The 12,591-nt window shown below is 43.4% G+C and carries 7 protein-coding genes and 2 pseudogenes; 8 read left to right on the top strand and 1 reads right to left on the bottom strand.

Annotated elements, in window-relative coordinates; all coding sequences use genetic code 11:
• Positions 1-95: 95 nt before the first annotated feature.
• Positions 96-1,337, bottom strand: a complete 1,242-nt coding sequence (locus ACR8BL_RS02780; protein ID WP_434751197.1) for a hypothetical protein — start codon at positions 1,335-1,337, stop codon at positions 96-98.
• 201 nt (positions 1,338-1,538) lie between these two features.
• Between ACR8BL_RS02780 and ACR8BL_RS02775 the strand changes: the two genes are divergently transcribed.
• The 8 genes and pseudogenes from ACR8BL_RS02775 to ACR8BL_RS02740 all read left to right on the top strand — a co-directional run.
• Entirely contained in the window at positions 1,539-3,098 is a 1,560-nt protein-coding gene (locus tag ACR8BL_RS02775) for an IS1182 family transposase (RefSeq protein WP_434751196.1), read from the top strand.
• Positions 3,099-3,672: 574 nt separating this feature from the next.
• A complete protein-coding gene (locus ACR8BL_RS02770) occupies positions 3,673-5,241 on the top strand; it encodes a response regulator (RefSeq protein WP_434751195.1) in 1,569 nt (522 codons plus the stop codon).
• Entirely contained in the window at positions 5,238-6,977 is a 1,740-nt protein-coding gene (locus ACR8BL_RS02765; RefSeq protein ID WP_434751194.1) for a sensor histidine kinase, read from the top strand. Before ACR8BL_RS02770 ends, ACR8BL_RS02765 begins: the two co-directional genes overlap by 4 nt.
• Before the next feature lie 119 nt (positions 6,978-7,096).
• On the top strand, positions 7,097-8,776 hold the full coding sequence (locus tag ACR8BL_RS02760) for an ABC transporter substrate-binding protein (RefSeq protein ID WP_434751193.1): 1,680 nt from the start codon (positions 7,097-7,099) through the stop codon (positions 8,774-8,776).
• A gap of 118 nt (positions 8,777-8,894) precedes the next feature.
• Entirely contained in the window at positions 8,895-9,866 is a 972-nt protein-coding gene (locus tag ACR8BL_RS02755; protein ID WP_434751192.1) for an ABC transporter permease, read from the top strand.
• A 15-nt stretch (positions 9,867-9,881) separates the two neighbouring features.
• Positions 9,882-10,802 carry a carbohydrate ABC transporter permease gene (locus tag ACR8BL_RS02750; protein WP_434751191.1) on the top strand — a complete coding sequence of 307 codons (921 nt, stop codon included), beginning with the start codon at positions 9,882-9,884 and terminating at the stop codon, positions 10,800-10,802.
• Positions 10,803-10,876: 74 nt separating this feature from the next.
• Positions 10,877-11,608 (top strand): annotated as a pseudogene (locus ACR8BL_RS02745) (carbohydrate-binding protein); the annotation flags it as partial.
• Positions 11,609-11,638: 30 nt separating this feature from the next.
• A pseudogene (locus ACR8BL_RS02740) lies at positions 11,639-12,517 on the top strand (glycoside hydrolase family 30 beta sandwich domain-containing protein); the annotation flags it as partial.
• Between the last annotated feature and the right edge of the window lie 74 nt (positions 12,518-12,591).

The following is a 12,591-nucleotide window of genomic DNA, read 5'->3' as shown; positions in this document are numbered from 1 at the left end:
GTTGACTCAGGAAGGATTCTCTTGAAGTACACTCTTGATAGTCTAGCTATAAAGCAAGCAAATGAAGTTCTCCTTTTAGTTAGCTCTCTTAAGAATTATCTGTGAAAAAATAATATAATATCTTGAGTAATTTGTTTTATTATCTGTTCATTATCGAATTTGGCTTTAGTGTAATATTCAATTCCTTTATTCAGATCATAAGAAAATGATGTTTCACTAAAAGAACTGAGGGAAACAGAATAAACGATGGATTCAAATTTTCCAATATTTATTTTTAACTCTGTCGGAATAACATTAACAAGATATTTCTGAGTATCATTCATGTTAGTACTGTATTTCCCAATGTAATTGGTGTTTAAGTTTTTAATAGTACTGATTAGATTAGAATTTTTCTGTAATGAACTGAAATCTTGTAGCATATCCATTTCAACTTGTTCTACCGGATTGGAAAGTCCTAACTTTGTGTAAAAGAATTTTCCAATATTCAGTGCCTTGTCAATGTAAAAACTCTGATTAATTGCCTGTTTTCCTCCAGTAAGGGCTAGATTATAGGCATTTATAAGATAGATATCATCATTGTTTAAGTTGTAGATGCCATTCGAAATTAAAATTTGACTAATGTAAGATTGTGGGTCATAACTACCTTCAATATTGAAGGTTGCAAGTCCTTTGCCCAGTTCAGGACTTATCCCCATGCTCTGGTAATAAAATATGCCGTGATTTATAATACTATCTCTATCTTCTCTACCTTCATCATAATAGTTTAAGTGAATTGCATAGTCTTTGAGATTGTTCAGTTGATCGGACGTAAGAGTTTGATTCACAGTTTGATATCCAAGATACTTTTCAATCAGACTAATCGTTGGGGTAACATTGTATTGGAAATCGCTATTGTTTATGAAAGGTTTTTGTAGAGGTTCCAAAGTAGAGAGACCAAGATAACTAAAATTATCTGCAAGGAAATCATTTGGGGTAGTTCTGTAATGTGGTCTTACATAAGTTCCATCTTTGCGATAATATCCTTGAACAAAAACTAAATTACCAGTCGATATACTTCTTTCATATGTAGTACCTTTGTAAAGATTAACTATCAACATTTGATTAAAACTAGTACCTGTAACTGGCTCTGTATTTCTTCCTGGACTTGTAGAGTAACTTGAACTCGAACTCGAAGAACCGCCTCCACGCCAATAACCACTTACATAAGTTCCGTCTTTACGGTAGTATCCTTTTACATATTTCTTTGCATCCACATGGTCTGAGCAATAGAGTAGTGCAGGGGACAAGAGCACTAATACTAATAGCACAGGTAGAATTTTCTTCAAATATTTCAACATGCTAAACCTCCTATTATTTTGTCAGAATCATTCTAACAAATAATATTAAGGTTGAATATTAATTTATTTCAATTTAATGGGGCTGTCCCATAAGTCATAAAAAGACTCGGGATAGCCCCAGTTTTCAAATTTACACAACAAAAAGAAGCCTTTCCTTGGTAAAATGGAAGTGTCGAGCAACCACTTTAAGGAGGGCTTCTTTTGTACATTCAATATACCATGGATCAACTGTTCTTGCCAATGGATTTGGAGACAGATATCCCCGAAAATCATCTTGTGCGTGTCGTGAATGACGCAGTTAACCGCCTGAGCGACTCCATTTTCAACGCCGCATATCCTGGTGGTGGCCGCCACAGCTATCATCCCAAAATGCTCACTAAAATCATCATCTACGCCTACACCCAGCGCATCTATTCTTCCCGGCAAATCGCCAAGGCAGTTCGCGAAAATATCATGTTCATGTGGCTCGCCGCACGCCAAAAACCAGATTTCCGTACCATCAATCGCTTTCGTTCCGAGCGGATGAAAGCAGTGCTCGAAACCGTGTTTGCCCATGTGCTGGAGCTGTTGGTTCAGGAGCAATACGTATCCTTGGATCACTATTTTTTGGACGGAACCAAGCTCGAAGCGAATGCGAATCGCTATACCTTTGTGTGGAAAAAAGCCGTCGTCAAGCACCAGGCCAAGCTGCAAGAAAAAGTACATACCTTGTTTCAAGCCATCGAAGAGGCAGAAAACGAAGAGGATGCCGTCCATACCGGGGCCGACCTGCCTGAACTTGGTGAAACCTCGGCGCTCACGGCGGAAAAGCTGGAGCAAGCCGTGAAGCACTTAGAAGAAAAACTCAGCGAAAAACCCAAGGACAAAACCCTCAAAAAAGCGGTGCGCCAGTTGCGGAAGGACTTGCTGCCCCGGTTGCAAAAATATGAGCATCAGCTTCAAACTGTTGGCGAGCGAAACAGCTACAGCAAAACCGACTCGGATGCGACGTTTATGCGAATGAAAGAAGATCACATGCGAAATGGTCAATTGAAGCCTGGATACAATGTACAGATCGGAACAGAAAATCAGTTTGTTTTAGGCTACAGCGTCCACCAGCGGCCTACGGATACCAAATGTCTGAAGCCCCATCTGGATCATCTGGAAAAAATGCTAGGCCAGAAACCCAAGACCGTCATTGCCGATGCGGGGTATGGTAGTGAGGAAAATTACAGTTATCTGGAGGAAAAAAACATTCAGGGTATCGTGAAGTACGGGACATACCATAAGGAAAAAACAAGGACTTTTCAGCGAGCTATGGGTAAAGTAGACAACTGGAGTTACAACGAAACGTCAGATACGTGGACCTGTGCGGCTGGACAAACATTACATTTTCGCGTGGAACGTCAGACAGTGACAGAGAGCGGCTACCCGATTCGCACCCGTCATTACCTGAGCGAAGATTGTAGCCAGTGCCCCATGAAATCGATATGCACCAGGGCCCAAGGAGATCGGGAAATTGCCATAAGCCTGACCTACCTGCGGCAAAAAAACGAGATGCGAGAACGCCTGCGCAGCGAGGAAGGATATCGTCTTTCCGTTCGGCGCATGATCGAGCCTGAAAGTGTGTTTGGACAAATGAAAAACAATCGGGGATTCCGAAGATTCCTGCTTCGCGGCTTGCAAAAAGTAAGCCTGGAGGTCGGGTGGCTTTGCCTTGCCCATAATCTGCTCAAAAAAGCGACAATGGCGGAAAAACGTAAACGAGACCAATCAGGATGAACCTCTGCTTGGTCTCGTTTGGACGTATCGATGTTCCTTCTCTTCACCGATGTTCTTTTTTAAAGGCTTTTGAGACAGCCCCATTAATAACGGTACAACACGAAGGAATCTACATAAGTTGAACTACTCTTTTACACTTGAACGGAGAGGACAGAAAAAACTGGAAAAGCGAAGTGTTCGCCTTTATCACCGGATTTTTCCTTTTGGGAAAGGGAATCAAAAAATCTGGGGATAACAGTGATTGGAAGGTTATTCTGTTATCGGAGTGCACAGTGTAAAATCTTTAATTCAACTTATATAGTAGAGTTCTCCATTAATTTCTAGAGCGTAACGTCCGGGTTCAGACTCGGTTCGTTTCGCTTTTCTTTTTTTTCTAAACTGCTTGCTATGTTTCGCGCAATAAATTTGACGATTCATGCAATGAATTTGCTAACCGCAAACTATAGAATGAAAACAATTGTTCAAATTGCTGCAGAAATGTAAACGGTTTCTAACTATAATTAGAGCATACCGTTTTTTTTGTTGATTAGCGGTAGGTGATTTATTTTTCGTATGAAGGAAAGGGGAAGTTTAGATGTTAAAAGTATTGCTCGTCGACGATGAGATGTACATCCGTAAAGGAATGCATGAACTGATTGATTGGCACAGTCTCGGCATGGAGATTGCAGGAGAAGCAGAGAATGGACTGGAAGCGCTGGAAAAGGCGGAGTGTCTGCAGCCCGATGTAATTATTACGGATATCCGAATGCCTATTCTGGATGGATTGGAGCTAATCCGTGCTGTAGAAAAGTCACCCACGCTGGAGCCCGTGTTTATCATCATTAGCGGTTACCATGATTTCAAGTATGCACAGCAAGCGATACGATACGGTGTTCAGGATTACATCCTCAAGCCGATTGATGATGAAGAAATGACAGCAACGCTACAGAAGGCGTCTAACCTGATTCGAAGCAGGCGTAAACACGTGTTTTTGGCAGAAGATCAGGCCAGCCGCATTATGCTTAAAGACATGATCAAAGGTCAGATTCGGGAAGAAGATGAAATCCGGTATGCGGAAATGTTAGGTATCACCCGTCAGACGTCATTGATGATTGTGCTGTTTGAACTACAGACAGGCTCGGAGAATAAAAAAGTTACACTTCATCAGGTTAGTAATCTTCTTCATGCTTTGGCAGACGCTGACTTCGATCTATATGTCATTGAGGAGCAACTGGGCAGATTAGCGTTGATTTTTCTATGGAAAGAACCATATGCGCAGCGGCAACCGGAAGATAAAATTCAATCTGCTCAAAAAATATTGAGTGAGCAGCTGGGTGCAGATGTAGGACTTTATGCGGGTACAGTCGTAAAAAACATGCTCGAAGCGCCGCGGTCTTATGCCGAAGCAGAGGAAGCATCCAAACATAAATTTGCAGAAGCTGGAAGTGTCGTGCGTTATACAGAAGTGAAGGACAAACCGTTATACGTATTCAATCTAAATCAAGAAGAGGTTGACCCGTTAATCCTGAGTCTGGAAGAGCGAAATCGCGTGGCATGTCATGCCATTGTGCACGATATGTTCAATATGTTTCATTCCCGGCGGTTTTCTCCTCAGGCCGTTACAGGTTCTCTGTTGCGCTGCATTACGGGCATACTCGCTGTTGTGCATGAAATGGGAGGTACGGATGCAGGATTGCCGAAACTCAGGTTGTTAGCCGAGCATGGTCAGGATGGGTGGAATTTGCGCCTCTTGAAAGAAGCTTTCTTGAATGCACTGGAGGAAGCTGAAGAATATATTGCGCAGCTGCGTACGGAACAGTCCAAAGGAGATATCAACAAGATCAAACGATATATTGATTCCCATTACACGGAGAATATCAGTCTCAAAAGTATTGCGGCCCGGTTTTATATGAATCCGGTCTACCTTGGTAGGCTCTTTCGTAAAAGTTACAATCAGTATTTCAATGAATATCTGCTCAATCTCCGCATTCAGGAGGCACAGAAGTTGCTCCGTCAGACGGATCTGCGGATGTATGAGGTAGCTGCTCGAATCGGATTTCAGAATGCGGATTATTTTGTGACTCAATTTGAGAAAATCGTTAATATGACTCCAACAGCCTACCGTAATCTTCTGAAAGAGGATGGACAGCGGGGTGCCCAATGAAAAGGTGGAACCTGAATTACATGAAGCTTCGGGACAAACTGCTGCTGATGTACGTGTTATCGGTGTTCATTCCGATTGTAGTGACCAATGTCGTGTTTTATCAAGTGACCACCGCTAATATCCGTAGCCAGAAAACTCGTGATGCCGGCGTTGCTTTAAACAATCTGAAAAATGAGCTGCGAGTGACCATTGATCAGGGGGTAGGCTTGTCTTATTCAATGTATGCCGATCCCGTATTTAATGAGACGTTATCCCGTCCGTTCGAAAGTAACGCGGATTACATTCGGGCATATAACTCATATCTCAGAGGAGAGTTTTCCGGTCAACTGAGTCAGGGGATTCGCTGGTACCAGGTGTATACCGATAATCCAACGATTTTGTCCTCAGGTTACATTGAACATTTAACCGAAGCCGTTCGTACCTCCCACTGGTATAAACAGATACAGGATAATGTGGTGCCTTATCCTACTTTGATTGCAGCCGATCAGATGTTGAGCCTCGTTCAACGGTTAAACAATGTGGACACGGGCGGAATCGAACAGTTACTCAAAATAGACTTTAATATGGATCTGCTCAAAGAACAGTTCCGCAACAGCGGTTTTGATGGCAAAGTATATTTGGTTGATCCGGGAGGCCACATCCGTTTTTCGAATGATGCAAAATCTGAGGATACTCCGATCGGAGAGAATTACAGCGAGATCGAGTTTCCCAACAAAACGATTCGGTTTGATCGTGTCTATTCTGGGATTAACTATCTGGAAGGATGGTCTTTGCAAGGCGTGATGGATGAGGAAATCGTGTTGCAGGAGGTCCGTAAATCAAGATCCTTCGTCGTCTGGCTGGCATGTATTAATTTTGTGTTGCCTACGATTATTATCGCGGCGATGTCCCGATCCATTCATGTCAGATTGGTACGCATTCTCAAACACATGAAAAAAGTAAAAACGCAAAATTTTCAGACCATTCCTCCCGAAGACGCAAGGGACGAAATTGGTCAGTTGACAACTGAATTTAACCGGATGACGGAGACGATTCGGAACCTGATTGATGAAGTATACCTTGCAGACATTCAGAAAAAAGACCTGGAGCTGAAACAGCAACAGGCTCAGTTGCATGCATTACATAGTCAGATTAATCCGCATTTCCTGTTTAACACACTTGAATCTGTACGGATGAGAAGCCTGATTAAAGGGGAGAAAGAGACCGCCAAGGTCGTGCATCATATGGCGAAAATGTTCCGAAAGTCCATTAGCTGGAACCAGCATGAAGTGACTGTGAAGGAAGAACTGGAGTTAATCGACAGCTTTTTGCAAATCCAGAAATATCGCTTTGGTGAAAAGTTACAGGTTCACATCGAGGCAGACCCGGCTGCTTTGACGTATCGCATTCCGAAAATGGTCATCTTGCCATTTGTAGAAAACGCCAGTATTCATGGCATTGAATCTACACCAGGTGAGGGGATGATCCGGTTGTTCGTTACATTGGAAGGACAGGAGCTTTGTATTCAGCTGGAGGATAACGGTATTGGCATGTCTGCAGTTCGATTGGAAGAATTGCTAGGGTATCTGGAGCAAAATATGGATATAGGCGAGCATGTTGGCATGAAAAATGCCTATAGCCGGTTGAAACTCAGTTACGGAGATCGATTCTCTTTTTCCATTCAATCCGAAGAAAACAAAGGCACGAACATTCGAATCAGGCTCCCGCTGGATGAAGAGATATCTCAAGGAAAATGATGGCGCGATATACTTTTTGAAGAACAATGTACAGTTTCATGGGTAACTATGAAAGCGTTATCTTGATATATTGAGAATGCTTACAGAAACCGTTCAACTAAAAAGGGGGAACAAAACACATGTTAAAACCGCTTTTGAAAACGACAGGATTAGCTGTAATACTGGCATCTCTTTTGGCTGGATGCTCTTCAGGAAACACCTCTCCAGGGTCTTCATCTACAGCAAAAGAAGATGATAATAGCCCGGTTACGTTCTCGTATTACATGTTTTCTTCAGGTAAGAAAGATACTTTGGCGAGTGAAACCACGATTGGTAAAGAGTTGCAGAAGCAGACGGGCGTAGACTTTAAATTGGAATATCTGGTTGGTGACAGCGCGACCAAAGCCGGCGTTATGATTGCGTCTGGAGACTATCCCGATGTCATCGCCTCAAGCGGAGAGATGTCCAAGTTGTTAGATGCTGGTGCTTACATACCGCTCGATGATCTGATTGAAAAATATGGTCCGAATATTAAAAAAGTGTATGGTCCGTACTTTGACAAAATGAGAAGTCCGGAAGACGGTAAAATTTACGCGTTGCCATATACAGCCAACCAAGGTGAATATTCGGGTAGCCCTAACATTGGTGGAGGAGCTTTCTGGATTCAACGTTCTGTATTGAAGGAATTTAATTATCCTAAAATTACAACGCTGGATGAATATTTTGACCTGATTGAGGATTACAAGGAAAAACATCCAACGGTTGATGGGGCTGAAACCATCGGTTTTGTATCACTTGCTGGCGTAGCTAATAACTTTTTCACCCTGCAGAATCCAGCGATGCACCTTGCAGGATATCCTAATGACGGCGGCGTTATGGTGGATATGAAAACCCATGTAGCAAGGACCGTTTCGGGTACGGAAGAACAGAAAAAGTGGATTAAGAAGTTGAATGAAATTAATGCAAAAGGCCTGCTTGATCCGGAGTCTTTCACGATGAACAAGGATCAGTATCTTGCGAAACTGACTTCGGGTCGTGTACTCGGTTACTTTAACTACGCATGGCAGGTAGGAGATGCAACGAAAAACCTGCTCGCAGCAGGTATCGATGAGAAACGTTATGCACCGCTTCCGATCGTCTTCGACAAAAGCATCAAGGACCAATACATTGATCCTCCTGGCTTTGTAAACAACTATGCAACCGGCATTAGTGTGAAAGCGAAAGACCCGGAACGTATTATCAAGTATTTTGATAATTTGCTAAAAGAAGAGAATCAGATCCTGATCCAGTGGGGGATCAAGGACCAGACATACAGTGTAGATGAAAAGGGACGCTTCTATTATGCTAACGATGAACAGCGGAAAATTCATGACGATGTCGAGCTTGGCCGTAAATTCGGCTTTACTTATTTCAGCAATGACTGGCCGCGTTATGGCGGAGAATCTACCTTGTCTGATGGGAACGCATTCAATCCAGGCAATCAGCCAGAAGTTGTTGCAGGAACATACACCGATGGAGATAAAAAATTCCTCGATGCCTATGGTGTAAAAACATTCAGTGAAATGTTCAACAAGCCGGAAGAGCGTCCATGGTTTCCAGCTTGGTCTATAGCACTCGAACAAGGTTCGCCTGAACAAATTTTCACCACCAAATCGGATGATGTACAGCGCAAATATTTACCTGAGATGATTCTGAGCGCACCGTCCAACTTCGATAATATCTGGAATGCCTACATTGCCGAATTTAGCAAGCTGGATAAAGCAGGTTACGAGAAAAAGATGACCGAAATCATTCAAAATCGAGTGGCAGGTAAATGGTAATTTAAACAAGACTATATAAAATAAACTGTTACGTGCGCTGGAGAGAAGAGAGGACTAGCTTCCGAGTATATACTCTCTTCGCGCACGAATAACAGATAGGGAAAGGAGTATCTACATCGTGGAGGAACCTAATGTAACTCTTCAATCGATCCCGCCGAATTCTCGTCGCAAAGGGAATCGGGAAACCAGTTTTTACAAACGACTGCTGCAACAACGAAGCTTGGCATTTATGTGTATTCCCTTTGTGATATGGGCGTTTGTATTCAAATATTTGCCGTTATGGGGCTGGACGATGGCTTTCCAGAACTTTAAACCGGCAAGAGCCTTCGCAGATCAAAATTGGGTAGGGATGAAACATTTCCAAACTCTGTTTGAAGACAATACGTTCTATCGGGTGTTGCGGAATACGCTGGTGATGAGTTCGATCAAGCTGATTCTTGGATTTGTAACAGCGATTACCCTTGCACTCCTGTTAAATGAACTAAAAAATATCATTTTCAAACGATTTGTACAGACTGTCAGCTATTTGCCTCACTTCATTTCCTGGGTTGTTGCTTCAAGTATTGTGCTCACAATACTCTCTCCTGATGGAATCATTAACCTGATTCTCATGAAGCTTCATCTGATCGACAGTCCGGTGTTGTGGATGGGGAAAGGGGAGTATTTCTGGGGAATACTGGGAGCCACCGAAGTATGGAAGGATGTCGGCTGGAACACAATCATCTATCTGGCAGCGATCACAGCTATCGATCCGGCTCAGTACGAAGCGGCGGAGATCGATGGGGCCAGTCGGTTCAAACGTATGTTATACATTACATTGCCAGGCTTGAAACCGGTTATCGTTATTTTGCTCATCATGAATATGGGTAGCATCCTGGAATCCGGATTTGAACCTCAATATTTGCTGGGCAACGGAATGAATATGGACTATTCAGAGAACCTGGATATCTTTGTCTTGAAGTATGGTTTGGGAATGGGGAACTTCTCCTTGGGTACAGCGGCAGGGATTTTCAAAACTGTGGTCAGCTTCATCTTCCTCTTCACCGCCAATTACATCGCCAAAAAAATGGGAGAGAGCAGACTATTCTAAGAGGAGGCCTAGGCCATGCCAAAAGCAAAATCATCCCGCTTGCGTAACAGCAGCGCCGGGGATCGGGCGTTTGATGCTATTAATATTACTTTTATGCTCTGTTTGATGATCGTTACGATCTATCCATTCATTAATATGATTGCTGTATCTTTGAATGATGCCAATGATGCCATACGCGGAGGTATCTATCTATGGCCTCGGGAGTGGACACTGGATAACTACAAATATATCTTTGGAGAATCCGACATTTATCATGCCACGCTGATCTCGGCACTTCGTACGATTATCGGAACAATTGTCTCCGTTTTCTGTACAGCGATGCTTGCTTATACACTCAGTCGGCAGGAATTTGTACTTCGCAAGTTCGTGACGATGTTTTTTGTCTTCACCATGTATTTCAGCGGAGGATTGATTCCGGGATATCTGTTGATTCGTGATCTTGGTCTGATTGGCTCTTTCTGGGTCTATATCATTCCGGGTGTCATCGGTGTGTTCAATATGATCGTCATTCGTTCCTTCATTGAAGGATTGCCTGAGGGCATTCTGGAGTCGGCTCGTATTGACGGGGCCGGGGAATTCACGACGTTTATTCGAGTGGTGTTGCCGTTAACGATTCCGGCCATGGCAACGGTTTCTCTTTTTGTGGCTGTGGGTCAATGGAACTCCTGGTTTGATGTCTTTCTCTATAACTCATCTAACAAGGAGTTAAGTACACTCCAATATGAACTGATGAAGATTCTTCAAACCTCCACAACGGCGGCGACTTCATCGGCAAGTGATGTGTATCAATCTGCCGAGAATACCGGTGTCGCTGTGACGCCAACTTCCATTCGGGCAACGATGACCATTATAGCCAGTGTTCCAATCTTGATGGTGTACCCGTTCCTGCAGAAATATTTCGTACAAGGTATGACCATTGGAGGCGTGAAGGGTTAAGGATGTGCCTTCGAATTTTAATTGATGGGAGATGAGCAAACGTGAATTCTTTGATCAAAAAATCACTCTGTACAATGCTTGCAGCTATGACAGCTCTGCCCTTGTTTTATGTACCTGCTTCCTCCAAAGTGATGGCGGCAAACGATGCTGTAATTAATGTAACTTCATCTAAACAAGTGATTCGTGGTTTTGGCGGCATGACGCATTCCGGCTGGATTGGTGATCTTACTGCGACTGAGCGGGAGACCGCTTTTGGCAATGGACCTAACCAGCTAGGCTTCTCCGTGCTAAGAATTCCGATTGACGATAATAAGAACAACTGGCAACGGGAAGTGGAAACAGCTAAAAAAGCCATTGAACATGGAGCGATTGTGTTTGCATCTCCTTGGAATCCACCTAGTGATATGACGGAACTCGTCACCCTGGGCACTACTTCGGGCGGTGGTTCAACGTATGAAGCTGAATCCACGACAACGTTGACTGGTGCAGCGACGGGCAGTGCTTTTACAGGTTATACGGGATCGGGTTATGTTGCATTCCAAAATGCGAGTGGCTCGGCTGTTCAGTGGAATACGATCCTAATTGGCAGCACAGGCACTAAAAATATTAAGATTCGATATTCACTTCCATCAGGAACGAGTAATCTGGACGTTTACGTGAACGGCACATTAACACTCAGTAACGTACCATTTGAAGCTACAGGCAGTGGGAACACGTGGAAAGACAAATCAATTCAGGTGCCGATGGTGAATGGAACAAGTACGTTAAAGCTGGTTACTACGGGGACGGGTGGACCGAACATCGACAATATTAATGTAACTGCATATACGCAGATTACACAGGCTAAACGTCTCAAGTACGACAAGTATGCAGCTTACGCTCAATATCTGAATGAATTTGATACATTTATGAAAAATAATGGCGTTAACTTGTACGCTATTTCCGTACAAAACGAGCCGGACTATGCGCATGACTGGACATGGTGGTCTCCGGAAGAGATGCTACGTTTTATGAAGGAAAATGCGGGCTCTATCAACAATCGAGTCATTGCTCCAGAATCCTTCTCTTATGTGAAAAACATGTCGGACCCACTTCTAAATGATCCTCAAGCGCTTGTGAATCTCGATATTCTCGGTGCACATACCTATGGAACACAATACAGCGACTTTCCTTATCCGTTATTTGAACAAAAAGGAGCAGGGAAAGAGCTCTGGATGACAGAAGTGTACTATCCAAACAGTGAAACCAATTCAGCAGATCGCTGGCCTGAAGCTCTCGGGGTAGCAGAGCATATGTACAATGCGATGGTCGAGGGTAATTTTCAGACGTATGTATGGTGGTATATCCGCAGAAATTATGGGCCGATCAAAGAGGATGGAACGATAAGTAAACGAGGCTATAGTATGGCTCATTACTCCAAATTCGTGCGTCCGGGTGATGTCAGAGTAGATGCAACTAAAAATCCGGCAAACGGAGTGTATGTGTCAGCATACAAGGGAGAGAACAACAAGATTGTTATTGTGGCGATTAACAAGAATACATCAGGTGTAAACCAGCGATTCACCGTGCAAAATGGAACAGCCTCTGCTGTATCCTCTTGGATAACGGACAGCACACGTAATCTGACGGCTGGCTCTGCATTGCAGATATCCGGTAACGGCTTCACGGCAAACTTGCCAGCTCAAAGTGTAACAACGTTTGTTGTGCAGCCGTAATGTAAATGTTTATGAAGAGAATAAGGCACGGAGAAGAAGACGAACAGCAAAAGAGAATAATAAAACAGGCAGCC

The organism is Paenibacillus amylolyticus (assembly GCF_051136285.1).
Classification (GTDB): domain Bacteria; phylum Bacillota; class Bacilli; order Paenibacillales; family Paenibacillaceae; genus Paenibacillus; species Paenibacillus amylolyticus_F.
This window is presented reverse-complemented; position numbering and strand designations above follow the sequence as displayed.

Excerpts from the sequence above, each read along its gene's own strand:
- ACR8BL_RS02780 (WP_434751197.1), bottom strand. The coding sequence starts at position 1,337 with ATGTTGAAATATTTGAAGAAAATTCTACCTGTGCTATTAGTATTAGTG.
- ACR8BL_RS02770 (WP_434751195.1), top strand. The coding sequence starts at position 3,673 with ATGTTAAAAGTATTGCTCGTCGACGATGAGATGTACATCCGTAAAGGA.
- ACR8BL_RS02765 (WP_434751194.1), top strand. The coding sequence starts at position 5,238 with ATGAAAAGGTGGAACCTGAATTACATGAAGCTTCGGGACAAACTGCTG.
- ACR8BL_RS02760 (WP_434751193.1), top strand. The coding sequence starts at position 7,097 with ATGTTAAAACCGCTTTTGAAAACGACAGGATTAGCTGTAATACTGGCA.
- ACR8BL_RS02750 (WP_434751191.1), top strand. The coding sequence starts at position 9,882 with ATGCCAAAAGCAAAATCATCCCGCTTGCGTAACAGCAGCGCCGGGGAT.